General features: G+C 54.9%; 22 protein-coding genes. 15 read left to right on the top strand and 7 right to left on the bottom strand.

The window, feature by feature from the left end; all coding sequences use genetic code 11:
• Positions 1 to 23 precede the first annotated feature (23 nt).
• Positions 24 to 920: an oxaloacetate decarboxylase gene (locus ABJT94_RS17855; RefSeq protein ID WP_348477301.1), complete on the bottom strand. Its 897-nt coding sequence runs from the start codon at positions 918 to 920 to the stop codon at positions 24 to 26.
• Positions 921 to 1,041: 121 nt separating this feature from the next.
• Positions 1,042 to 1,599 carry a tautomerase family protein gene (locus ABJT94_RS17850; RefSeq protein ID WP_348477300.1) on the bottom strand — a complete coding sequence of 186 codons (558 nt, stop codon included), beginning with the start codon at positions 1,597 to 1,599 and terminating at the stop codon, positions 1,042 to 1,044.
• Positions 1,600 to 1,746: 147 nt separating this feature from the next.
• Between ABJT94_RS17850 and ABJT94_RS17845 the strand changes: the two genes are divergently transcribed.
• The 11 genes from ABJT94_RS17845 to ABJT94_RS17795 all read left to right on the top strand — a co-directional run bounded on the left by ABJT94_RS17845 (position 1,747) and on the right by ABJT94_RS17795 (position 14,544).
• Positions 1,747 to 2,538, top strand: coding sequence for a GntR family transcriptional regulator (locus ABJT94_RS17845; RefSeq protein WP_348477299.1), 792 nt, complete (start codon positions 1,747 to 1,749; stop codon positions 2,536 to 2,538).
• A 138-nt stretch (positions 2,539 to 2,676) separates the two neighbouring features.
• The gene (gene leuC / locus ABJT94_RS17840; protein WP_348477298.1) at positions 2,677 to 4,089 is read left to right on the top strand and encodes a 3-isopropylmalate dehydratase large subunit; all 1,413 of its coding nucleotides are present in this window, start codon (positions 2,677 to 2,679) and stop codon (positions 4,087 to 4,089) included.
• On the top strand, positions 4,086 to 4,733 hold the full coding sequence (gene leuD, locus ABJT94_RS17835; protein ID WP_348477297.1) for a 3-isopropylmalate dehydratase small subunit: 648 nt from the start codon (positions 4,086 to 4,088) through the stop codon (positions 4,731 to 4,733). The genes leuC and leuD overlap by 4 nt, the downstream gene beginning before the upstream one ends.
• A gap of 101 nt (positions 4,734 to 4,834) precedes the next feature.
• The gene (gene dctP / locus ABJT94_RS17830) at positions 4,835 to 5,851 is read left to right on the top strand and encodes a TRAP transporter substrate-binding protein DctP (RefSeq protein WP_348477296.1); all 1,017 of its coding nucleotides are present in this window, start codon (positions 4,835 to 4,837) and stop codon (positions 5,849 to 5,851) included.
• A 100-nt stretch (positions 5,852 to 5,951) separates the two neighbouring features.
• On the top strand, positions 5,952 to 6,458 hold the full coding sequence (locus tag ABJT94_RS17825; RefSeq protein WP_348477295.1) for a TRAP transporter small permease subunit: 507 nt from the start codon (positions 5,952 to 5,954) through the stop codon (positions 6,456 to 6,458).
• A complete protein-coding gene (locus ABJT94_RS17820) occupies positions 6,455 to 7,771 on the top strand; it encodes a TRAP transporter large permease subunit (protein WP_348477294.1) in 1,317 nt (438 codons plus the stop codon). Before ABJT94_RS17825 ends, ABJT94_RS17820 begins: the two co-directional genes overlap by 4 nt.
• Positions 7,772 to 7,977: 206 nt before the next feature.
• Positions 7,978 to 9,081 (top strand): LacI family DNA-binding transcriptional regulator, encoded by a 1,104-nt coding sequence (locus tag ABJT94_RS17815; RefSeq protein WP_348477293.1) that lies wholly within the window; start codon positions 7,978 to 7,980, stop codon positions 9,079 to 9,081.
• Between the two features lie 135 nt (positions 9,082 to 9,216).
• Positions 9,217 to 10,473, top strand: a complete 1,257-nt coding sequence (locus ABJT94_RS17810) for an extracellular solute-binding protein (protein ID WP_348477292.1) — start codon at positions 9,217 to 9,219, stop codon at positions 10,471 to 10,473.
• A gap of 144 nt (positions 10,474 to 10,617) precedes the next feature.
• Positions 10,618 to 11,484 carry a sugar ABC transporter permease gene (locus tag ABJT94_RS17805; RefSeq protein ID WP_348477291.1) on the top strand — a complete coding sequence of 289 codons (867 nt, stop codon included), beginning with the start codon at positions 10,618 to 10,620 and terminating at the stop codon, positions 11,482 to 11,484.
• Positions 11,481 to 12,296, top strand: a complete 816-nt coding sequence (locus tag ABJT94_RS17800) for a carbohydrate ABC transporter permease (RefSeq protein WP_348477290.1) — start codon at positions 11,481 to 11,483, stop codon at positions 12,294 to 12,296. The genes ABJT94_RS17805 and ABJT94_RS17800 overlap by 4 nt, the downstream gene beginning before the upstream one ends.
• Before the next feature lie 7 nt (positions 12,297 to 12,303).
• Positions 12,304 to 14,544: a glycoside hydrolase family 2 TIM barrel-domain containing protein gene (locus ABJT94_RS17795; protein WP_348477289.1), complete on the top strand. Its 2,241-nt coding sequence runs from the start codon at positions 12,304 to 12,306 to the stop codon at positions 14,542 to 14,544.
• A 157-nt stretch (positions 14,545 to 14,701) separates the two neighbouring features.
• On the opposite strand, the gene ABJT94_RS17790 is transcribed toward ABJT94_RS17795, so the two are convergent.
• Positions 14,702 to 15,052, bottom strand: coding sequence for a DUF3703 domain-containing protein (locus ABJT94_RS17790; protein WP_348477288.1), 351 nt, complete (start codon positions 15,050 to 15,052; stop codon positions 14,702 to 14,704).
• A 213-nt stretch (positions 15,053 to 15,265) separates the two neighbouring features.
• A complete protein-coding gene (locus ABJT94_RS17785; RefSeq protein WP_348477286.1) occupies positions 15,266 to 15,898 on the bottom strand; it encodes a cation diffusion facilitator family transporter in 633 nt (210 codons plus the stop codon).
• A 69-nt stretch (positions 15,899 to 15,967) separates the two neighbouring features.
• On the opposite strand from ABJT94_RS17785, the gene ABJT94_RS17780 reads away from it, so the two are divergent.
• The gene (locus tag ABJT94_RS17780; protein ID WP_348477284.1) at positions 15,968 to 16,375 is read left to right on the top strand and encodes a helix-turn-helix domain-containing protein; all 408 of its coding nucleotides are present in this window, start codon (positions 15,968 to 15,970) and stop codon (positions 16,373 to 16,375) included.
• A 229-nt stretch (positions 16,376 to 16,604) separates the two neighbouring features.
• Here ABJT94_RS17780 and ABJT94_RS17775 read toward each other — a convergent pair whose 3' ends face one another.
• Entirely contained in the window at positions 16,605 to 17,978 is a 1,374-nt protein-coding gene (locus ABJT94_RS17775; RefSeq protein ID WP_348477283.1) for an MFS transporter, read from the bottom strand.
• Positions 17,979 to 18,646: 668 nt separating this feature from the next.
• Between ABJT94_RS17775 and ABJT94_RS17770 the strand changes: the two genes are divergently transcribed.
• Both ABJT94_RS17770 and ABJT94_RS17765 read left to right on the top strand, forming a co-directional pair.
• A complete protein-coding gene (locus ABJT94_RS17770) occupies positions 18,647 to 19,381 on the top strand; it encodes a HupE/UreJ family protein (RefSeq protein WP_348477282.1) in 735 nt (244 codons plus the stop codon).
• Positions 19,382 to 19,396: 15 nt separating this feature from the next.
• On the top strand, positions 19,397 to 20,074 hold the full coding sequence (locus tag ABJT94_RS17765) for a hypothetical protein (protein ID WP_348477281.1): 678 nt from the start codon (positions 19,397 to 19,399) through the stop codon (positions 20,072 to 20,074).
• A gap of 133 nt (positions 20,075 to 20,207) precedes the next feature.
• On the opposite strand, the gene ABJT94_RS17760 is transcribed toward ABJT94_RS17765, so the two are convergent.
• Positions 20,208 to 20,957, bottom strand: a complete 750-nt coding sequence (locus ABJT94_RS17760; RefSeq protein WP_348477279.1) for a sterol desaturase family protein — start codon at positions 20,955 to 20,957, stop codon at positions 20,208 to 20,210.
• Positions 20,958 to 21,037: 80 nt separating this feature from the next.
• Positions 21,038 to 21,697 (bottom strand): metalloregulator ArsR/SmtB family transcription factor, encoded by a 660-nt coding sequence (locus ABJT94_RS17755; RefSeq protein ID WP_348477278.1) that lies wholly within the window; start codon positions 21,695 to 21,697, stop codon positions 21,038 to 21,040.
• Positions 21,698 to 21,821: 124 nt separating this feature from the next.
• Between ABJT94_RS17755 and ABJT94_RS17750 the strand changes: the two genes are divergently transcribed.
• The gene (locus tag ABJT94_RS17750; protein ID WP_348477277.1) at positions 21,822 to 23,135 is read left to right on the top strand and encodes an MFS transporter; all 1,314 of its coding nucleotides are present in this window, start codon (positions 21,822 to 21,824) and stop codon (positions 23,133 to 23,135) included.
• The last annotated feature ends 271 nt before the right edge of the window (positions 23,136 to 23,406 follow it).

Here is a 23,406-nt window from a genome sequence, read left to right as displayed (position 1 = left end):
TGATCGATTCATTGCCTCTGCTCCTAGCGCGAGATGTCTTCGTACTGCTGACCCAGTTCCAGCATGGACTGAGTGCCGAGGTAATCGTTCAACTCGGTAAAGTTCAACATCTGGTCCCGAAAGTTATCGGTGGTGCCATCCCGCTTGAGCGTGTCAAAAAAACGGCTCGCCATAAACGTAAACGCACGGACCAGTGCCCCCGGGAAAATCACCATGGAAAACCCCAGCTTCTGCAGCGATTGGGCATCCTGCAACGGTGTATCACCGCCTTCGACCATATTGGCCATGATCGGCACCTTACCCTGGAAGGCCTTCATCACCTGGGCAATTTGCTTCGACGAACGAATGCCTTCCACGAAAACCATATCGGCACCGGCTTCATAATAGGCGTGTGCCCGTTCCAGCGCGACCTCAATACCGTCTGTCGCAATGGCATCGGTTCGGCCGATGATCAGCGTCTGATCACTGTCACGAGCATCAACAGCCGCCTTGATCTTGCCCGCCATTTCACTGGCACTGACCAGGCTTTTTCCTTTCAGGTGCCCACAACGTTTGGGGTACGTCTGATCTTCCAGCTGTATCGCGTTGGCTCCCGAACGTTCCAGCAGGCGCACGCTGCGCATGACGTTCAGGGCGTTACCAAAACCTGTGTCACAATCCACCACGATGGACACGTCATTGCGTTCACGAATGTGGCCCAGGGTGTCGTTCACCTCTGACAAGCTCATCAGGCCAATGTCTGGCCGCCCCAGCTTGGTATAGGCCAGGCTGGCGCCGGACAGATAAACGGTGTCGAACCCGGCCTGTTGCGCCAGAGAAGCACTCAACGCGTCGTAGACACCCGGCGCTACGACGATATCAGAATGGTGTAACCGAGCTTTCAGGCTCGAAGCGTGCGAAGTGCTCTGGTCTGCTGTCATAAGTCATTTCATCCAGATATAAGTTCAATGTAATGTGCGAACAGGCGCGACAGGCCAACGGGGTTTGTCGTTGTATGTGCCCGTCGGCGCCTGCTACACCGGGAGCGAATACGCGAAGGCCTTATTCATTCGCATTGGCCAGGTCGTTCCAGACGTCCTGCCGAACCAGCAGACCTGCCCGTAGCTCAAAGCGATCAATAAACCGAATACCGTTAAACGCGCGACCGTCCGGCCATTCGCCGGCCAGGGTGCCATGCGTGGTAACAACGGTAGTGTCCATGCCGTAGGCAACATCGGTCGCGATGATGGTTTTTTTGACATACCGGTAACGCCCCCTGGCCCAGTCGACCAGTTGCGCCAGTGACCGGAGTTCACCGCTGCCGGGAAACGACATAACGAAGTCGGCCGCCAGATAGGTTTCCGCCTTTTCCAGATCCCGCGCCTCCATAGCAGCCAGAAAATCGCCCACCATGGCGGCCGAATCGGGAGCACCGACACCCGGCTGACGCGGTTCCCCTCCCCGGCTGTATTGATCGGACCCGACTTCATGAATCCAAACCGTAATGGCGTCGGGTTTGGCCTGGGTGATGCCTCTGACTGCGCCCGTAAGCGCGCGCATTAGCCGGTGCTTGATCTCCGGGCTATAGCCTTTAAGCAGGTTGACCTGAAGCATTGGCATAGGGGATTCTCTCCACAGCGGCCGTGTTGATGCAGCGAGCATCCACAGCCTTTGTCTTATTCTAATGTACTATACTTAATACATTTATATGTGCTATACCTGTGACCTGTCAAGTAAAGACAGTCTCAGCGTCAACGAGGAACTTCCATGGATGCACCCCTTCACTCAGGCGGGCCTGGCGGCACCAAGTCGCATCAGTTGTTTTTACTGCTTAAAGACGCGATCGTGAACGGCCGCATGGCACCGGGCACCAAATTACCGGGCGAATTAAAGCTGGCGGAAGAACATCGGGTGTCGCGCGTTACCGTTCGCCGGGCCATGGAAGCCCTGACCGAAGAAGGCCTGATTTATCGAAAACCGGGCATTGGTACTCGTGTGTGCGAGCGCCCTGTCGGCGCTACGGTAATGACGGCGAGTGTTTCCAATTTACTGCCGAACATGGTCAAACTGGGTGAAAACTCGCGGGTTCGCCTGCTTGAATTCGTGTACGAGCAACCGTCTGAAACGATTCGCGAACGGCTTGGGCTCGGCGACAATGATCGAACCCAGCGGTCCATCCGGGTACGTCTGTCGGAAGACAAACCCTTTTCCTATCTGGTCACCAATGTGCCTGAACGCATAGCGCTGAACTACAGCGAAAGTGACCTGGCCAGTACCCCTTTGTTCGTTTTGCTTGAACGCAGCGGCGTCCACGTGGACCACGCCTCCCAAAGTATTTCAGCCACGCTGGCCACCAAAGAAGTGGCCCGGGCACTGGATGTTTCCGTGGGTTCACCGTTGATATCACTCACCCGGGTTGTGTTCGATAAAGCCGGCAATGGGGTTGAGCACCTGCAAGCACTCTACCGTCCCGATCGCTATCGCATTCAGATCGACCTCAACCGGGCCGGCTCAGAGGACGACCGCTACTGGCAGACCATTGACCCTCTGAACGGGTAGATCACTCCCCCGTCACCCCGATTGCACTGAGAGAGTTGACAGACCTGAAATTCTTGGTATACCTTTAATTGTACTATTTCTAATACATTTAAATGATCATCTTAATGATCTCAGCCTTTCGGGCAGCGTGGAATCGACATGAGCAGACAGACCTTGTTCGACAAAATCTGGCAAAGCCATGAGATCTGCCAGAATGATGAAGGCCAGAGCCTACTGTGGGTCGACCGGCATCTGGCTCACGAGGGGTCGTTTCACGCCTTTAACAAGTTGGCCGAACGCGGTCTTTCCGTGCGTCACCCGGAGCTGACGCTGGGCATTGCCGACCATTATGTGCCCACCCGGTCGCGCTCCCTGAAGACGGTGAATGACAAGACACGCAGCGTGATCGAACAACTGATCACAAACACCCGTGCCCACGGAGTACCCCTGATCGGACTGGACGATTCGCGCCAGGGTATTGTTCATGTCGTTGGCCCCGAGCTTGGGCTAACGCAGCCTGGCCTGGTGATGGTGTGTGGCGACAGCCACACCTCCACACATGGTGCACTGGGCGCTCTGGCGTTTGGCATTGGCGCCTCGGAAGTGGCGCACGTCCTGGCGACTCAGACCCTGTGGCAAAACAAACCCAAACAACTGCGCATTCGCATCAATGGGACTTTGTCGCCGGCCGTAACCGCCAAAGACATTGCCCTGGCCTGGATAGCACAATTGGGTGCGGACGGCGCCCGGGGCTACGCCATTGAGTACGCCGGATCGGCCATCGATGACCTCAGTGTTGAAGCCCGACTCACCCTGTGCAACCTGTCCATTGAAGGGGGCGCCCGTTGCGGCATGATCGCACCGGACGACAAAACCCTCGCTTACCTCAAAGACCGCCCACTGGCGCCAAAAGACGATGAATTTGAGCAGGCTGCGGCCTGGTGGCGAACCCTGGTGACCGATGAAGACGCAGTCTTTGACCTTGAGGTCGAACTCGACGCCACCAGCATCGCCCCTCAGGTCACCTGGGGAACGTCGCCGGAAGAAGCGCTGCCAATTACAGCTTGTGTACCCAGCCCGGATGACGAGCACTCTCCTGACAAAGCCCGGCAACATCGCGACAGCATTGATTACATGGGCCTGACCCCTGGCCAGGCGTTAACCGACATTGTCATAGACCGGGTATTCATTGGTTCCTGCACCAACGCTCGCATTGAGGACCTTCGCGCGGCGGCGGCTGTGCTCAAAGGTCGTAAAAGCAAGGTACCCGGTTTGATTTCGGCAGGCTCTACGCAGGTAAAGGCACAGGCAGAGGCCGAAGGGCTGGACCAAATATTCATTGATGCCGGGCTGGAGTGGCGCGAATCAGGTTGCTCCATGTGCGTTGGCATGAACGGCGATCAGTTGGCATCGGGTGAACGTTGCGCCTCGTCCACTAACCGGAATTTCAAAGGGCGCCAGGGTCTGGGTTCCCGCACGCACCTCATGTCGCCCGCCATGGTCGCAGCAGCAGCCGTAGCCGGACACCTCGCCGATGTGCGCCCCTTGCTTCAGGAGGCCCCCCAGTCATGACGCCCTTTACCCAATTGACGGCCCCCGCTTGCCCGCTGGTAAGAAGCAACGTGGACACCGACCAACTGATACCCGCCCGATTCATGAAAGAACCGCGCAGTGTGGGGTACGGCCAGTTCCTGCTGTACGACCTTCGCCATGATGACACCGGCAAGCCAGTGGACGATTTCATATTAAACCAGCCCGGCGCCGCCCACTTTGAAATCATGGTCACGCGCCGCAATTTTGGCGCGGGCTCATCGCGTGAAGCGGCCGTATACGCCCTGGTCGATTTTGGTTTTCGATGTGTTATTGCCCCAAGCTTTGGCGATATTTTCTCATCAAACGCGGTTAACAATGGGCTGTTACCGGCGCTCGTGAGCGAAGCAGACGCCGACCGACTGCTGAGCGCACTCGGGGCTGAACCAACCTCCATCAGCGTGGACCTGGCAAGCCAACAGATTCACTGTGCTGACCAGATTATCCCATTCGACATCAACGCGGTTTGGAAAACCAAATTGCTGAATGGCTGGGATGATATTGATCTGACCGAAGGATACAGATCGAAGATAGACGACTTTCTGTTGACGTATCAAACACGGTATCCCTGGACTCAGGGCCAGCCGGAAGGAGCACTCGGGCTGATCGCCCGCGACAATCGATGACGCAAACCCCAAAAAAGACCGGACCATGCCAGCCTAGCCAGTATTGCGGCTAACAGAACAACAGGCAGCCCCCGGAGTCATAACAACGAGAGGTAATAATAATGAAGCAGTCATTCCTGAAAAAAACGGCCCTGGCCATTGGCCTCGTGTCGTCCCTGTCGGTCACGAGCATCGCTTCGGCGGAAGAGCGCATTACCGCTGTTCATGCCTTCAACACCTCGCTGATTTATACCCGCAGCTTTCTCGAGTTTGTCGACAAGGTGAACGAGCGTGGCGAAGGCGTCATTGAAATCGACGTGCGTGGCGGCCCGGAAGTGATTGGCCTGAGTGAGCAACCCGATGCAGTGCGCAATGGCATTGTCGATATGGCTTATACAGCAGCCAGCTTCTACGGTGGCACGGTACCGGAGCGGGACATCATGGTCGCCTCCAACGCCAACGCCATTTATGCCCGCGAAAGCGGTGGTATTGACCTGTTAAACCAAATTCACCAGGAAAAGATGGGTGTCTATTACCTGGGCTGGTTCGACAGCGGTGTGAGCTACAACCTCTATACGGTTGACGAGCCGACCATTGGTGATGACGGCCGCCTGAGTGTCGACGGTCTGAAGTTGCGCTCCAACCCGGTGTACGATGCATTCTTCCGGGACTACCTGGGTGCCGAACCGATCAGTCTGCCAACCACTGACGTCTATTCAGCACTGGAACGAAACGTGGTCAATGCCACGGGCTGGACTGAGATTGGCCTGGCCGATTTGAACTGGGACCGGTTCCTGAACTACCGCATCGAGCCGTCGTTTTTCTCAACTGATATGGGTGTAATCATCAACCTCGATAGCTGGAATGCGTTGAGCGATGACGCGAAAGCCATCCTTCAGGAAGTCGCCATTGAGCACGAGCGCGACAGCGCCCTGACATTGGCAGAAGACGCAAAGACACAGCGTGAAGAGATGATTGAAAATGGCATGCAGATTGTCGACCTGCAAGGCGAGGTTCGGGATCAGTTCTCCGAATCGGCCCGTGAAGCAACCTGGAACCGCATGCGTGGTCTGATGGAGCGTCACCCCATGGGGTTGGAGCACTACGACTCGCTGGTCGAGATGTTCAACGAACTCTAATAGGTTGTTAAAAAAGGCTTCCTGCCTTTTCAAACCAAGCCATGACAGGAACATCCTACCCTGATGTTCCTGTCGTTTCGGTTGCCAACAGGTGAACACCATGCGAATTGCCAGCAAGGCCTACAAGGCCCTGATTGATCTACTAGCCATCATCGCCGGCGCCATGCTGGTATGGCTGATGGTCGCCATTGTACTGACCGTCGTGTTACGCAACCTGGGTTTACAACCTTCGGCCTGGTTCTTCTTGTCGACTGAATACGCCATGTTCTACCTCACACTGCTGGGTGCGCCCTGGCTAGTTAGAGAGAAAGGACATGTTTATATCGAACTGCTCACGGCAGCACTGCCAAAATCCTTTTTGAACATTCACAGTCGGGCCGTTTCCCTGTTTTGCGTTGTGGTCTGTCTGGTATTGGCCTGGAAAGGCTATGACCTTGTGGTGCAGAACATCAGCCGGAACGATTACGATGTACGTGCCTATTTTGTACCCAAGTGGATACTCACCATCGTCTTCCCCTTTTGTTTTTTTCTGATGGCGACCGAGTTCTTAAAGTTTGTGATCGGCAAAGACATCTTGCACAGCGGTGAAGCGGGGATAAAAGAATGATGGAATGGTATTTTGCATTGGGTTTCCTGCTGTCACTCATTGTCCTTTTTATGGGCATCGGCACACCCATCGCGCTGGCTTTTCTTGCGGCCAACGTCATTGGCTCCTGGTATTTCATGGGTGGCCAGAACGGAATTATCCAGCTGCTGAACAATGGCTTCGGATCACTGTCAAAATTCAGCCTGGTCCCTATTCCACTTTTCCTGTTGATGGGCGAACTGTTTTTCCGCTCCGGGCTTGGCATGAAAATGTTCAACGCCATCGATCAACTCATGGGTAAGGTGCCGGGTCGACTCTCCTATGTCACGGTCGTAGGTGGTACCGCATTCAGTACCCTGAGCGGCTCATCGATGGGCTCAACCGCCCTAATGGGTTCTCTACTGGTTCCGGAAATGAACAAACGGGGCTACAAGAAACACATGTCGATCGGGCCCATTCTGGGAACCGGCGGGTTAGCCATTATTATTCCACCTTCGGCCCTTGCCGTTTTGCTGGGGACACTGGCGAAAATCGACATCGCCCAACTGCTGATCGCCGGCATCATACCGGGCCTGATTCTGGCTTTGTTCTACATCGTCACCATCTGGGTGCGTACACGCCTCGACCCCGACGCTGCGCCCGTCTACGAGCTGGAACCGGTACCTTTGCTGGCAAAACTCAAGTTAGTGCTGACCGACATCATTCCCATGGTGGGTGTCATGGTCATGATCGTGATGATGATGCTGACCGGTCTGGCCACACCGTCAGAGTCAGCTGCCTTTGGTGCTCTGGGTGTGATCATTCTCGGGTTCATCTACCGCAAAATGAGCTGGGGGGTGTTTACCCAGTCGGTCAGTGGTGCGTTGAAAGTCACGCTGATGGCTTACCTGATCGTCTTCGGCTCTGCCACATTCAGTCAGCTGCTGGCGTTTTCGGGAGCCTCCAGCGGGCTGATCGAATGGGCTACCTCTTATGACCTGGCCCCCATTTATATGCTGCTCGCGATGTTCGGTGTGCTGTTGCTGCTCGGTACCTTCATGGAACAAATCTCCATCATGATGCTCACGGTTCCCTTCTTCTTCCCGCTGGCTGAGACACTGGGCTTCGACCTGATCTGGTTCGGCATCATCATCTTACTCGCGCTCGAAATCAGCTTTACTACCCCACCCTTTGGTTTGTTGTTGTTTGTGATGAAAGGCGTAGCACCGGCCGGTACCAGCATGAGGGAAATCTACACAGCCGCCATTCCCTATATACTGTGTTCCATGTTGTTGGTCGCACTGATGATCATTTATCCACCGATCGCGACCTGGCTGCCTGGGATGATCAACTGAGGGCTGACCCTGGCTGGGCAGGGTCTGCTACCGGAATGATTACCCGAACAATGCCTGCAGCATAGGACAGCTTTTTTCTCTACCCCGTTCGCTATGGCGTTGCGCATCGGTCTTCCCAGAGCCATGATCTGGAGAAGAAATAATTTACTAAATATTAGTGTGCCGTATACTGACCCTTGGTTTGAGTAGAATCAGGTTAGCTAACCATGGCAACCATCAAAGACATTGCACGCGAGGCAGGGGTTTCTTCCGCCACGGTATCCAGGGTGCTGAACTACGACAGCACCCTGTCCATTTCAGACGCCAAGAAAAAGCGCGTCTTTGAGGTCGCCGAGCGGATGGAATATGCCTCTCCGCGCATGCGGGCTGCCCGGCGCAACGCCAAAACCTCCAATCTGAACGTGGCGTTGGTGCATTTTCAGTCCCCGACTCAGGAGCTGGAAGACCCCTATTACATCGCCATTCGCATGGGCATTGAAGACCGGTGTCAGCAACTGGGCATCAACCTTAGCAAGAGCTACCGGGTCGACCCCGACGTCGAACCGCCGTCCTTGCGCGGCGTCAGCGGCATCATCGCCATCGGCAAATTTTCTCTGGAATACTGCGCCTGGCTGAAGGCGCAGTGCCCGAACATCGTGTTTGTTGACTCTTCACCGACGGAAGCACTCTATGATAGCGTCGTGATTGACGTTGAACAGGCCGTGAGCCAGGCCATCGACGGGCTCTGGGCCTGCGGTTACCGGGATATCGCCTATTTTGGCGGCCAGGAGATCGTGCGCGATTTCGACACGCCACTGGGCGAGAAACGCAAGAAAGCCTTTATTGAATGCATGAAAGCGAAAGGGGTTGAGCTCGGAGAGCGCGTCTACATTGGTGGCAATGGCCATGCGGACCCGACTGAGCCGGATCCGGCAACCCGCGACTGGAACACCTATGGGTTCTCACCACAAACCGGCCACCTGCTGGCGCGACGGCTGATTGCCGGGGGGCAGACCCTGCCCGAAGTCATTCTCTGTGGCAACGACAGTATCGCCATTGGTGCGCTGCGCGGCCTTCAGGAAGCTGGCATCAAAGTACCTGAGGATGTGGCGATTATCGGCATTAATGACATTCCCACCGCCCAGCACGTATACCCGACGCTTTCGACCGTTAAGGTGCATACTGAGATGATGGGGGAAACGGCGGTAGACCTGCTGATGGAGCGGGTTAACGGCCGTTCCATACCGAAAAAAGTGGTCATACCAACGCACATTGTCTGGCGTAACAGTTGCCGCAGCCCCGATGTTGAAACACCGGGAGTTAATATTTAGTTAATTATTAGTAAATATTTATTGAAAGGTTTCTCAGTTTGCTGAATACTTCCGTCAGTCCCGTCACGGACTGGTCGGTCCTCCCCATCAGTGAAGGGGGCGGTGAAGCAAACAACAACACAAAGAGAAACCGTCATGCGCTCAAAACTCACAACACTGGCCAGCCTGTCGCTGGCAATGACCCCTCTTGTCTCACAGGCTGAGGCGGAAGAAATCACCATCTGGGCCTGGGATCCGAACTTCAACATCGCGATCATGGAAGAGGCGAAAGCCCGCTACCTGCAGCAGAACCCAGATGTCACCTTCAACATCATCGTTTATTCCAAAGACGATGTAGAGCAGAAGCTGCTCACCAACCTGGCCTCCGGTGTAACGCGCTCGTTGCCAGACATCGTGCTGATTGAAGACTACAAGGCCCAGAATTACCTGCAGTCATTCCCCGGTTCGTTTGAACGGTTGGATGACGACATCGATATGTCCGACTTCGCGCCTTATAAAGTCTCACTGGCGACGGTTGACGGCGCATCCTACTCAGTGCCTTTCGATACCGGCGTGACCGGCATGTTTTACCGCTCTGACGTATTGGCTGAAGCCGGCTTTGGCGCACAGGACCTGGAAGACATCACCTGGGATGAGTTCATCGAGATCGGCAAAGTCGTCAAAGAAAAAACCGGCATGGACATCATTTCTGTCAACACGGCTGAATCCGGTTTTATGCGCATGCTGATGCATTCGGCCAACACCTGGTTCTTTAACGAAGCCGGTGAGTTGAATCTGCGCGACAATGCAGGCCTGGAAGCCACGCTTAACCTCTACCGGGATCTGCATGCCAGCGGCGTGGCACGCTCCTCCACCGGCTGGTCTGAATGGGTATCGGGGGTCAGTCAGGGCGATGTCGCCACCGCCATCACCGGTGTCTGGTTTATGGGAACGATCAAATCACTGGACCAGCCCGGTCAGTGGGCTGTTGCTCCTACCCCCCGCCTGAGTGGTGTTGATGGCGCCGCCAATGCATCCAACTGGGGTGGCTCCAGCTGGTATGTCATGAGCAGTTCAGATACCAAGGAAGAAGCCATCGATTTCCTGAGAAGCACCTTTGCCAGTGACGTCGATTTCTACCAGAAGATTCTGGTCGAACGTGGCGCCGTGGGCAGCTACCTGCCCTCTCAAGCAGGCACCGCCTACGTCGAGGGTGATGCCTACTTCGGTGGCCAGCCAGTCTTCGAAGACTTCGCTGCCTGGTCAGCCATGATTCCGGCCATCGACTTTGGTACCTACACCTACGAAGTCTCCGATGCGCTGGTAGCTCAGGTTCCCGGACTGCTGCGTGGTATGAGCGTTGATGAGGCCATTACCAATGCGGAAGCCCAGGTAGCCGGCCAGATCCAGTAAGCGGATCAATTCCCACCATCACCACCAAGCCGGTCGCGTGGAACGCCTCGTTCGTGACCGGCTTCTTTTCAGCCTGCCGGGTGCAGATCCGGCAGGCTCTTTTTACCGAGGAATGCTTCGATGTACCGGACGCATAGGAATTCGATGAATCGGTTCGTCAACATCAACGGCTGGGGGTTTGTTTCCCTGTCCCTGGCTTTGATACTGGCGTTTGCTGTTTACCCGATTATTCAGTCACTGTGGTTATCTACGCAGGTCGGCAAGGGCGTGGTCACTGAGTTCGGCGGCCTGACCAACGTGTACCGGCTGTTTCGTGACCCGCTGTTTAAAACCGCGCTGTTCAACACCTTCATTTTTTTGCTGGTACAAGTGCCCATCATGCTGACGCTGGCACTTGTATTGGCCAACACGCTGAACAACCCGGATCTGAAATATAAGAACCTGTTCAGAATCGCGATCTTTCTACCCTGTGTGACCTCCCTGGTCGCTTACTCACTGCTGTTCAAAGGTATGTTCAGTCAGGATGGGGTGATCAACAGCTTCCTGCTGAACCTGCACCTGATTAACGAACCCATCGGCTGGCTGACCGATCCATTCTGGGCAAAGATCACCATCATTACCGCCATCACCTGGCGCTGGACTGGTTACAACATGATCTTCTATATTGCTGCCCTACAGAATGTCGATCGCTCTATTTATGAAGCGGCCGACCTTGAAGGCGCGAACGCCTTTCAGAAGTTCACCCGAATCACCGTACCCATGTTAAAACCGGTAATCCTGTTTACCACGGTTATTTCTACCATTGGCACCCTGCAGCTGTTCGATGAAATCATGAACATCACCAACGGAGGCCCGGCCAACTCTACAATTACGCTGTCGGTCTACATTTACAAACTGTCGTTTCAATATGTTCCGAACTTCGGCTACGCCGCTACAGTCTCCTACGTGATCGTGTTGATTGTCGCGTTGCTATCGATTCTTCAGTTTAAAGTCGCGGGGAAAGATGCATGATCAGTCGCACTCAAAAGAACCTGCTGCCCTCCTATGCGCTACTTGTCGTGTTCTCTCTGGTATCAGTCTTCCCTTTTATCTGGCTGATCATTGGGGCCACCAACGCCAATATTGATATTTTGCGCGGCAGTATGACATTCGGTACAGAACTGGCCGCTAACTGGCAGAAACTGAACGACCTGGTCAATCTGCCTCTGGTTCTCTGGAACACAATCAAGGTCACGATGCTGGGCACCTTGCTGACCTTACTTGTTGCATCGATGGCCGGCTATGGCTTCGAGATATTCAAGTCCAGAGCCCGGGAAAGAGTGTATCAACTCGTGCTGCTGACACTGATGATTCCCTTTGCCGCCCTGATGATTCCACTGTTCAAAATTTTTGCGACCATCGGTCTGCTCGACACCCATGCCGCTGTCATCATCCCCACCATCGCCTCGGTGTTTATCATTTTCTATTTCCGACAAGCGAGCAAAGCGTTCCCTTCCGAATTACGCGAGGCCGCGCGGGTCGATGGCATGAAGGAGTGGCAAATCTTCTTTTACATCTACATGCCGGTGATGAAATCAACCTATGCGGCCGCTTTCATCATCATGTTTATGACCAACTGGAACAACTATCTGTGGCCGTTGATTGTCCTCCAGTCGGAAGACACCAAAACCATCACCCTGGTCATTTCTTCACTGGCTTCAGCCTACAGCCCTGACTACGGCGTGGTTCTGACCGGCACGCTGGTCGCGACTATTCCCACCCTTATTGTTTTTCTGATCATGCAGCGACATTTCGTTCATGGCATGACTGGCTCGGTTAAATAGGATTACCATGCGACATCAACATTTGCTCAATACCGGCTGGTATTTCAAAGAAGGCTTCAGCGACGCGGACATTCAACCAGCGTCGTTTGCCGAATGCACCGCCGTGGTACTGCCACACACCGTGCAGGAGGTGCCCTACAACCATTTTAGCGAAGCAGTATTCCACAAGGACTTCAGCTACTACCGGACCCTGACGGCACAAGAACTTTCAGAATTGTCTACCGGAAGGCGTGCCATTTTGACCTTTGAGGGTGTCATGACCGCCTGCCAGGTTTATCTGGATGGCAAAAAACTGGCAGAACACCGGGGTGGCTACACAGAATTTGACGTCGACATTACCGATGCACTGAAGCCGGAATCCGACAACCTGCTCACCGTCGCTGTCGATGCTCGTGAGCGCCCTGATACGCCCCCCTTTGGTGGACAGCTGGATTACCAGACTTACGGTGGTATTTACCGGGATGTGCACCTGAGCATCGTGGAGCCGGTATCGATTCAGCGGGTTAAAGTTGAAACAACAAACACTCTGGCACCCGAAAAGGGCGTTAATATTCAGTGCTGGTTTCGCAACCCGACGCTGTTGACCGAGCCCGTCACGGTAACAGCAGACATCACCACGCCGGAAGGCGAAATTATTGCAACCAAGGTCATTGAAACCGCCCCGGATGCTCCTGCGGAGTTCCAATTCGAGCACCTCACTGACCTTGAGCTCTGGTCGGTTGAGAGTCCGTCCTTGTACCTGGTGACAATTCGCACCACCACACCGGCAGGAACGGATCTTTATTCAACTCGTTTTGGTTTCCGGACCGCCGAGTTCCGGGTAGATGGGTTTTATCTGAACAACAAGCGCCTAACCCTGTGTGGCGCGAACCGGCATCAGTCCTGGCCCTACCTGGGGTATGCCGTTGGCCCGCGGGCACAACGCAAAGACGCTGACCTGATGCGCTTTACACTTGGCTTCAACCTGGTTAGAACCTCGCACTACCCTCAAAGCAAGGCATTTATTGACCACTGCGATAGCATCGGCTTGCTGGTCTTCGAGGAGATTCCCGGCTGGCAGCATCTTGGAGGTGAAGACTGGCAGGAGCAAGTTTGCGCAGACGTTAAAGACATGATCCAGCGCGACTGGAACAGTCCATCGATCATTCTATGGGGCGTACGCATTAATGAAAGCCCCGATCACACAGAACTCTATACCCGCACCAACAGGATTGCCCGATCACTGGACCGCACCCGGCAAACCGGAGGCGTTCGCTGTATCGAAAACAGCGAATTTCTGGAAGACGTGTTCACCATGAACGACTTCATTCATTCCGGCGAAGAGATCATCCTGCGCGATCAGGAAACCGTGACCGGCCTAAACCACAAAGTCCCTTATCTGGTAACGGAATACAACGGTCACATGTATCCGACCAAACGGTTTGATCAGGAACAGCGCCAGCATGAGCACACTCTGCGTCACCTGAAAATTCTGGATCAAATTTACGGTACTGAGACCACCAGCGGCGGCATTGCCTGGTCGCTGTTCGACTACAACACCCACAAAGACTTTGGCTCGGGCGATCGTATCTGCTACCACGGCGTCACCGATATGTTTCGCATTGAGAAACACGCGGCCTTTGCCTACGCCAGCCAAAAACCGGCCAGCGACGACCCGGTAATGCATCCGGTTACGGCCTGGGCACGCGGGGAGCGCGACATCAGCGGTGCCATGCCACTGATGATTCTAACCAACTGCGACTACCTGGAATTTCAATACGGAAGCCAGCCCGTGCGCCGTGTCTACCCCGACCGTGATACCTTCCCAAATTTGCCCAATGCACCAGTGATACTGGATGAACGAACGCTGGACCCAAGCGAACTGGGCGAGTGGGGCCTGGCCTGGAGCGACGTGAAACTCACCGGTTTCGTCAACGATGAGGCCGTGATCCAAAAAACGCTTGCAGCCGACTCTCAACCCACCAGGCTCAGCATTGAGGCGGATGACACCACCTTGTCGTCTACTCAAAAAGAACTCACCCGGGTGGTTATTCGCGGGCTGGATCAAAACAACAACCAAATGCCCTACTGGAGCCCCGTCGTGCAATTGAGCATCAGCGGGCCTGGCAGAATCGTTGGGCCTTCATTGCTGACGCTCACTGGTGGCGCTATCGGCACGTATGTGGAGACCACCATGGCGGCAGGTCAAATAGAACTGAAAGTCACAGCAGGTGATCTGGTGGGCGCTATCAACATCGAGGTGACCTGATTGAGGGGCAGTATGCGCAGTCGGCTGTTGTTCTTGGCCAACCCGCAATGCTCCGCATGGATTGTGTCTCGTACAAAGCACCTTGCAGTCCGGGTCGCTCAAGTTATGGAACAACTGCACGCAATGGACACTATCAGGAGTGACTACACAAAGAAAATCACTTGCCGCCAGCGTCTTTCAAGACACGAACCAAGTCGTCCGGCACCGGCATTGGTTCAAACGCACTGACGTTCGCACGCCCCGTATTGCCAACAGGAACCCAGATTCGTGAGAACAGCAACGCTGCGATGGCCCGTACCAACTGCCCGAGGGCTTCGCGGGCATCACGTGTGCGCCAGCCGAGCCGGAACATACGCAAATGCGTGGCCGCATGTGCGAACGCGAACTTCTGGCTCAAGATATGTGCCCGTTCAAGGTGTCTGAACGCCGCATGCAAATCACCCCGGTCTTCAGCATCAGTGGCTGCTACCCGCTCTGCCAGATAAAACGACTTTAATTGATTATTCATTATTCAATTCACATCCTGTTTCGACATCAACGTTCTTAACAAAGTTTCGCCAGAAATCTTCCCGGTTTCATGAAGACCTTCTGCGTTCAACAGATGATCGAAGGTGCAAAGTCGATCCCGATTAGGCTGAGTGACTGTTATCTAGTAGCTCATTGTCGGGCAGTGATTCATGAACAAGTCGATTCAGCGGTTCAGCACCGAGCGCTGTCACTTTCAGTTGACGGACTCGGGGATACCAACTCGCCATTCTTCTATACCCTCACGGATAACCTGCCAGGCGGAGTGCAGAAAGAGCGCGGCAATAGCGAGGCCCACCACGATATCGGGCCACAGGGAATTGGTGACGGCCACCAATCCAGCTGCGATGATCACACTGCTGTTGGAAAACAGATCGTTCCTGGAACACAGCCAGGTGGAACGCATATTGAGATCGTCCGCGCGGTGACGGTAGAGCAAGGCGAAACAAATGCCATTTGCAAACAGGGCAAGGGCGCCGATAGCTCCCATCCAGTCAGCAGAGGGGACCTCCTGAATCAACAGCTTACGTATCGCATCGGCCACGACAACGACACCGAACAACAGCATAAAACCGCCTTTGAGCAGGGCTGCACCAGCACGCGCACGACGGCTTCTGTCCAGCACAAAGAGCGTCAGCGCATAGACAGAGGCGTCGCCAAACATATCCAGTGAATCACCCAGCAGCGCCGTAGAGCTGGCAATCCAGCCGGCGCTGAACTCCACCACAAACATCACAGCGTTGATGGCAAGCGCTGTGTAAAGCACCCGGCTCTGGTTCGCTCTCAATTGTGCCAGCTCGCCTGCCTTGTTTTCACAGCAACTGTCCACGACATACCCTCCTATAAGTAGCAATATAGCGATACACTAGGGGTTATAGTAACTATAAGGTCAATGGCAATGAGCGAAAAAAGTTACACGGTGGGTCGGCTGGCTGAACATACCGGCATCAAACCTGTGACCATACGCTACTATGAGAAAATTGGGCTGTTACCGAGAGCAACCCGCTCGGAATCCGGCTATCGCCTTTACTCCAAAGCGGATTATTCGCGGCTGGTGTTCGTCCGGCGAAGCCGGGGGCTCGGATTCAGCCTTGACGATATCCGTGAACTGCTCTCGCTAGCCGATCGGCAGGAAGAGTCCTGCGCCGGTGTGGATGCCAAAGTTGAACAGCAGTTGGCGCAGGTCCGCTCCCGACTGAAAGACTTGCGTGCGATGGAACAGGAGCTGGAAAGATTAAGCGCCTGCTGTGAAGGCGGGGTTATCATGGACTGCCGTATCATTGAGACGCTATCTGGCGAGGCATAAACGCGTAATTTCGGGGCGACCTCACAAAGGCGTTGGTGATCGGAATGTTGATCTCGAAATAGCACAGCACCTCCTCCGCTAGCCGCTGACCTGGATGAATAGACCCTTCCAGGCCTACTTCTGCCCATGCTGATTGTCGCCGATCCAGCGAGCTAGCGCCTACTCACCTTAACGCCGGTTGGTGCAGTCACAAATGTGGAAGAACCGTTTCTTGTCCAACTTTGTCATGTCACGATGGCCAACTCATGTGATGGCCGTCGATCACAAAGATGTGCCGATGCCGGCCTCCCGGATGATAGTGGGGATGGTGATGTGGTTCTGGCCCTTCCCACCCCTCATGCTCATGTTGGTGTTGGTCGTCGTGGTAGTGCAGGTGGGTATGCTCCAAGGGGGTATGTTCATGCTCGAAGACTTTCGGGTCATGGGAGGGCCAGATACGCGCCGCGATTACCGTCGAGACTAGCGCGATCGTACCCAGCAGGGTGAAAGTCTCGCTCAACCCCACCTCGGCCCCTACCCAGCCGGCCAGCGGATAGGCCACCAGCCAGCAGCCATGCGACAGCGAGAACTGCGCCGCGAACAGCGCCGGACGATCCTCGGGGTGACAGGACTGCTTTAGCAGGCGACCAGAGGGCGTCATGACCATTGAGGCACCGACGCCCAGCAGGAACCATAGCCCTATCAGGCCGACGAACCCGGGAGCGAGCAGACCGAAAAACAGACTCACGGTCATCAGCACGCCGCCCGCGAGCATGATCCTGCGTTCACGCACGCGCTCCAGCACCTTCGGCAGCAGCAGGGCCACCAGCATCGACCCACCCCCGACCGCCGCGAATGCCATGGCGACCGCCTGCTCGCCCAAGCCCAGGGCAGTGCGAACGTAGACCACGGTATTGACAATCTGCATCGCCCCGGCGGCTGACACCACCATGCTCAGGGCGAGCAGCCCGCGCAGACGAGGCGTTTTCAGGTAAATTCTCATGCCGTGAGAGACCTTACGCCAGACACTCGGTGCCTCGTCATGCACGGCCAGGGGCGACGGCAGGACCACCGAGACGACCAGGCCTGCCGAGACCAGGAAGGCCAGGCCATTGAGCAGGAACAGCACATCGAAGCTCATCACCATCAGCAGTGCTGCGGCGGCTATGGGGCTGAGCAGGTTCTCGAGGTCATAGGCGAGCCGCGACATTGACAGCGCCCGGCTGTATTGCCCTTCGTCCTCAAAGATATCCGGTATCGTCGCCTGGAAGACTGGGGTGAAGCCGGCCGAGGCGGCATTGAGCAGAAAAATCAGTACATAGATCTGCCATACCTCAGTGACGAAGGGCAGCGCGCAGACCACGGATGCTCGCAACAGGTCAAGCCCGACCAGCAGAGTGCGGCGAGGCAGACGCGAGGCGTAGGCCCCGACCAGTGGCGCGATGCCCACATAGGCCACCATCTTGATCGCGAGTGCCGTGCCGAGCACGATCCCCGCTTGCCCGGCCGCCAGGTCATGGGCCAGCAGCGCCAGGGCGACCGTCGTCAGTCCGGTGCCGACGAGAGCGATGACCTGAGCCAAGAATAAATGGCGGTAACAACGATGACTCAGCACTTGGAGCATTGGCCCTCCTAGAGGCGTTATTTTCGGTTACCGACGGCATGCTGGTAACTGAAGACAGGCACCGTTTTTCAGGACCCGGATTCTAAACCGGGTAATTCATCGGTTAAACAAAAGGGACTATAACATTGAACGGGTTTGATGATGTTCGGATGCGATTGGACCCTATATCCATTTACCAATTACTGTTCCTATTCCCAAAGTGGGGATGTTATGCTTTTAAAATCATCAAACCAATAGTCGGGCCAGCAAACTGATTCGTATGATTATGGCTATCCCTCGTAAAAAGTGGTTACCCGTTCTTGTCATGTTGTTCGCGTTGGCAGGCATGTCGTTTTCCACCATCGGAGAAGCGTACTCACATGGTATCGCTGAGGTCGTTGAATCTCATAAGGCACTCCACGATAGCCACTCACATAATCACGAAGCGATGGACGACAAACCAAAACATCACCCGCATCACGATACAGGTAATCATTCACACGAATCAGCTGATCACCCTCCGGTACGTCCGCTATCGGATTCTGCGACCACACTCCGGCGACCCATTCCATATGCCGGAGACTCTCCCAACAGCTTTCATTATCGGCTCGAACGGCCGCCAAAACTCTCTCTGACTGTTTGAATCTCGCTGCCTAGCAGCTTTTTTAACCAAACTTGTTGGAGTTATTATGCTCTCTACATTGCTTCACGGTCGCTGGCGTGCGCGAACGGCTGCCTGCAGTTACCGTCTATTTTATATTTTCATTACCATCGGCTTGCTCGGAATGAGTGCCGATGTGCTGGCTCATGCCGTTGCCGAGGGCGACAAGGGCTACATCCAGGAAATTACCGGGATAAAACTCGTTGCCTTTATGTATCTGGGCGCAAAGCATATGGTCACCGGGTATGACCATCTTCTGTTCCTACTGGGTGTGATTTTCTTCCTATATCGCATGCAACACATCGCGATATATGTGAGCTTGTTTGCGCTAGGGCATTCTACCACCATGCTGTTAGGCGTGTACTTCGATGTAGGCATCAACAGCTACCTCATTGATGCCGTCATCGGCCTCTCTGTGGTGTACAAAGCGCTGGACAACATTGGCGCGTATCAACGCTGGTTCGGCTTTCAGCCCAATACCAAAGCCGCCACCCTCATCTTCGGGTTTTTCCATGGCTTTGGCTTATCGACGAAAATAATTGAGTACGACATCTCTTCCGATGGGCTGATACCGAATTTACTCGCATTTAACGTGGGCGTAGAAATCGGGCAGCTCATCGCACTGGCCATGATTCTGATTGCCATGAGCTTCTGGCGTAAAACGGACGGATTCTTTCGTCATGCCTATACCGCCAATGTGGCCATGATGGGCGCAGGGTTTCTGCTCATCGGCTATCAGCTCACTGGTTATTTTGTCACTTAATTTCGGAGACCTTTTATGTATAACACTGACTTACCCTCACGTAACGAATTGCCCAGCTCCGCCCAGCTAGTTCGTTCCACCGCAATAGCGGCGATCGTAGCACTCGTGCTGCTGGTAACCGTGGTGATGCCTGCCGAATACGCCCTGGACCCCACCGGAGCAGGCCGGATACTTGGCTTGACGGAGATGGGCGAGATCAAAGTTCAACTCGCAGAGGAAGCTGCCGCTGACGCCGCTGCACAACTGGTAACGGTACAGTCCACCAGTGAGCTGAGCGTACCAGAGCCCACAGGCTCGCTTTCTGAACCAGCAGAAGCGCCTGAAGTGTTGATCGAACAGGGAGCAGAAGAGTCCGCATCTTCCGGTACTAATCAGACTCAATGGCAGGATGAAGTTCGAGTTATCCTGACGCCCGGTGAAGGCACAGAATTTAAGTTGACCATGGAGGAAGGCGCAGTAGCTCGATATTCCTGGGTGTCTGATGGCGGTCCAATTAACTACGATACTCACGGTGACGGCAATGGCCAATCAATCTCGTACGAGAAAGGCCGCGGAGTTCCAGAAGATGAGGGCGAACTGGAAGCAGCGTTCACTGGCAATCATGGCTGGTTTTTCCGCAATCGTAATGACAATGACATAACACTAGTACTTCGTACTTCTGGGGATTATGGTGAATTGAGAAGAGCGATGTAATAACACTCAACCAACAAGTCACTAGGCTAACCCGGCCTGCCTTTCAACCTGCAGGCCTGTTTTGGTATCGGAAATAAGGAAGGATCACTGACAACCGACATGAGATATTGAAACCAACAAGCGGCGGCAAGGTTCATCGTTTTACATCAGAAGAATCCTTAAAGGGCTGAACAAGCATTCGACCCAACCGAAGATCGCTCGGATTTCTGAACTGCTCTATCCCAATCACCATATCATCGTGCCCGCCGGTCGGTTGGTCGATGTAGGTACCAAACAACCGATCCCACCAGGGTACGCTGAAGCCAAAGTTGCTGTCGGTTTCCCGGCGGACGACGGAGTGGTGAACTCGATGCATATCGGGTGTTACCAGCAGAAGGCGAAGCCATCGATCAAGGCGGTCTGGCATACGCACATTGCCATGGTTGAACATCGAGGTTGCATTGAGGATTACCTCGAACAGAACAACGGACGCCGCCGGCGCTCCGAGCAACGTCACGACCACGAGTTTGATCCCCATGGATATCACAATTTCCAGGGGGTGAAATCGAAGCCCCGTCGTGACATCAAAATCCAAATCTGCATGGTGCATCCGGTGCAAGCGCCACAACCAGGAAGTGGCGTGAAAGAGCCGGTGCTGACAATAGATGGCCAGATCCAGAATTAGAACTGACGCGGTGATGGCCAGCCAAAAGGGTATGTCGACGACGTTGAACAAGCCCCACCCTTGTTCCGATGCCACCAGTGCTGCACCGACTGCAGCCAGTGGGAACACAAGCCGCACCGCCAGAGTGTCGAGGACCACAATCGCCAGATTGGCGGGCCATCTCTGACGACGAACAATGCTCTGGTGGCGACGCTGGGCCAGGGTCTCCCAAACAGCCATTGTCAGTAACACGGTACCGAAAACGGCCCCACGTAAAAGTGGCTCATAAGACATCAGCAGCTCAGACAAGGCTAAACCCTCTAACTGGCAATTGGGAGGCCTGCCGCCTTCCACTCAGGATACCCTTCTTCGAACCGCCGCACCCGGTAACCAAGTTGATGAAGTCGCTGAACGGCCTGATGTGACATGACGCAATAGGGCCCACGGCAATAGGCGACAATTTCCTTGTCTTTAGGCAGCACAGTCAACATTTCCTCCAGTTGGTCCAGAGGAATGTTAATCGCCTCGGGCAAGTGCCCTGCCTTAAATTCAACGTTGGGTCGCACATCGAGCAGCGCTATTTTACCGCTGGCCATTGCCGACAGCAGTTCATCACGACCGACCGTCTCCAGCCCGCCCTGTGCATCGTCATCGGCAAATAAACGACCGACCAGTCGTTCCATCTCCGCCAGATTGGTTTCGGCCACCTGGCGCAGCAAGGTCACTAGAGTGACAACTCGTTCATCCGTCAGCCGATAAAACATCTGTTTGCCATCACGCCTGGCGGTGACTAGCCCTCCCTTGCGCAACTGCTGCAAATGCTGGGAGGCGTTGCCAACCGTGAGTCCGGTCGTTTCCGCGAGGGTGTCTACCGAGGCTTCGGTTTGAGCCAGACGCTCCACCAATGCCAATCGGTGCCCGTTACCCAGTGCGCGGGCAACCGAGGCGAGCGTATCCAACAGATCCAGTTTTGACGTCATAAGCGTGTCTCCGGGTGAAATCTGTAATACAAGCAGATCGCTTGACAGCTCAATCACAATGAAACTATCATTCTATTGATTTATTGAATGATGACAAGAATTTTCCCACAACCGGAGTTTGCACTTGGCAATCAGACCGCTCTCCAGTAACCCGGCCCCTTTGGAAATGGGCTTAAGGCACAACCAGGCGCAGGTTATTCATCAGTTACTGCAGGTACTCTTTGTCGGCCTGACCATCGGCATGCTGCGAACTGTAGTACCGGCCTTGGCGGAAACGGAATTCGGGCTCGCCCAGGGCTCGTTCCTGATGCTGACATCCTTTGTCGTCGCCTTCGGGTTTGTGAAAGGTACGCTGAATTTCGTGGCGGGGCGTTTATCGGAACGCATTGGGCGCAAAAAGGTGCTTATTTTAGGTTGGCTGGCCGCTCTGCCCATTCCCTTTCTGATTTGGTGGGCACCCAGCTGGAACTGGGTTGTCATCGCCACTATTTTACTTGGCATCAATCAGGGGCTGGCCTGGTCGATGACACAAACCTCGAAAATGGATCTGACCCGGGCCAATGAACGTGGCCTGACCATGGGACTCAATGAATTTGCTGGTTATGTTGGCGTCGCCGTCGCCGGCATTGTGACCGGTTATCTAGCAAGCTGGTACGGCCCGCGACTGGGCCTTCTGATGTTCGGTGTCGCCGTCATTCTGGTTGCATTGATGCTGGCCATTCTGGCCGTTCGGGAAACGCTCGACTGGGCACATGCAGAGAGCGCGCGTCACGCGACCGGTAAGGCGACGGGTCCGCAAGCCCGGCTCTCCACAGAGATTTCCGACAACCCCAGTACATGGGAAGTCTTTACCCTGGTTTCCTGGCGCGACAAACGGCTGTTTGCCTTCAGCCAGGCCGGCTTGGTGGAAAAATTCGTTGATGCACTGGTATGGGTATTCTATCCGGTGTTCCTGTTCGATCGAGGCGTGAGTCTGGCCAGCATTGGCTGGATCGTCGGGATCTACGGATTCGTCTGGGGAGGCTCCCAGTTCCTCACCGGCAAGTGGTCTGACCATGTTGGCCGTAAGAAACTGATTGTCTGGGGTATGTGGCTCTGTGGTTTGGGTGTCGGCATGACGGTGTTGGGCAACGGTGTCTGGTGGTGGTCTCTGTCGGCTGCCATCTCAGGGTTCGGCATGGCTATGCTCTACCCCACGTTAAGTGCCGCCGTAGCAGACATCTCACACCCCAACTGGCGCGGTTCGGCCATTGGCATTTACCGGTTTTGGCGGGATCTGGGCTATGGAATTGGCGCGCTTGGTTTGGGACTGGCAGCGCATTGGGCCGGAGCAGTCACCGCTGGTTTCTGGTTTGTATTCATTGCGATGATGGTCTCAGGTACTCTGGTTTGGGTGTTTGGGGAGGAGACGCATCCGAGGTTGAATCCGGCGCTTTAGTGAACGGTTCCCGCCACCACATCCAAAAAAGCCACGCCTTGGGGTGTGAGTTTAGATTCTTGGCAGGGCACGGCGGCGGGAATGATTCGGCCCATCCATGGGCCTCACCCCTACGGGGCGCCCTTCGGGCGTCCAAATCGGCTTTCCTGCCGATTTGTCGAACCCGGCGCCTTAGCGAACTATTCCCGCCGCCACCAACTCCAAAAAAAAAGCCACCCTTTTGGGTGTGAGTTTGGATTATTGGCTGGGCACGGCGGCGGGAATGCCTCGG

The sequence above is a fragment of the Saccharospirillum sp. genome (assembly GCF_039982735.1).
GTDB lineage: Bacteria > Pseudomonadota > Gammaproteobacteria > Pseudomonadales > Natronospirillaceae > Saccharospirillum.
Note: the sequence above shows the minus strand (reverse complement) of the source record. Positions and strands in the feature narration are given on the sequence as shown.

Coding starts and splice junctions, on each gene's coding strand:
- ABJT94_RS17755 (WP_348477278.1), bottom strand. CDS start 21,697: ATGACGTCAAAACTGGATCTGTTGGATACGCTCGCCTCGGTTGCCCGC.
- ABJT94_RS17805 (WP_348477291.1), top strand. CDS start 10,618: ATGAATCGGTTCGTCAACATCAACGGCTGGGGGTTTGTTTCCCTGTCC.
- ABJT94_RS17820 (WP_348477294.1), top strand. CDS start 6,455: ATGATGGAATGGTATTTTGCATTGGGTTTCCTGCTGTCACTCATTGTC.
- ABJT94_RS17790 (WP_348477288.1), bottom strand. CDS start 15,052: ATGAATAATCAATTAAAGTCGTTTTATCTGGCAGAGCGGGTAGCAGCC.
- leuC (WP_348477298.1), top strand. CDS start 2,677: ATGAGCAGACAGACCTTGTTCGACAAAATCTGGCAAAGCCATGAGATC.
- ABJT94_RS17810 (WP_348477292.1), top strand. CDS start 9,217: ATGCGCTCAAAACTCACAACACTGGCCAGCCTGTCGCTGGCAATGACC.
- dctP (WP_348477296.1), top strand. CDS start 4,835: ATGAAGCAGTCATTCCTGAAAAAAACGGCCCTGGCCATTGGCCTCGTG.
- ABJT94_RS17770 (WP_348477282.1), top strand. CDS start 18,647: ATGCTCTCTACATTGCTTCACGGTCGCTGGCGTGCGCGAACGGCTGCC.
- ABJT94_RS17795 (WP_348477289.1), top strand. CDS start 12,304: ATGCGACATCAACATTTGCTCAATACCGGCTGGTATTTCAAAGAAGGC.
- ABJT94_RS17815 (WP_348477293.1), top strand. CDS start 7,978: ATGGCAACCATCAAAGACATTGCACGCGAGGCAGGGGTTTCTTCCGCC.
- ABJT94_RS17775 (WP_348477283.1), bottom strand. CDS start 17,978: ATGCTCCAAGTGCTGAGTCATCGTTGTTACCGCCATTTATTCTTGGCT.
- ABJT94_RS17760 (WP_348477279.1), bottom strand. CDS start 20,957: ATGGCTGTTTGGGAGACCCTGGCCCAGCGTCGCCACCAGAGCATTGTT.
- ABJT94_RS17845 (WP_348477299.1), top strand. CDS start 1,747: ATGGATGCACCCCTTCACTCAGGCGGGCCTGGCGGCACCAAGTCGCAT.
- ABJT94_RS17765 (WP_348477281.1), top strand. CDS start 19,397: ATGTATAACACTGACTTACCCTCACGTAACGAATTGCCCAGCTCCGCC.
- ABJT94_RS17850 (WP_348477300.1), bottom strand. CDS start 1,599: ATGCCAATGCTTCAGGTCAACCTGCTTAAAGGCTATAGCCCGGAGATC.
- ABJT94_RS17800 (WP_348477290.1), top strand. CDS start 11,481: ATGATCAGTCGCACTCAAAAGAACCTGCTGCCCTCCTATGCGCTACTT.
- leuD (WP_348477297.1), top strand. CDS start 4,086: ATGACGCCCTTTACCCAATTGACGGCCCCCGCTTGCCCGCTGGTAAGA.
- ABJT94_RS17825 (WP_348477295.1), top strand. CDS start 5,952: ATGCGAATTGCCAGCAAGGCCTACAAGGCCCTGATTGATCTACTAGCC.
- ABJT94_RS17855 (WP_348477301.1), bottom strand. CDS start 920: ATGACAGCAGACCAGAGCACTTCGCACGCTTCGAGCCTGAAAGCTCGG.
- ABJT94_RS17780 (WP_348477284.1), top strand. CDS start 15,968: ATGAGCGAAAAAAGTTACACGGTGGGTCGGCTGGCTGAACATACCGGC.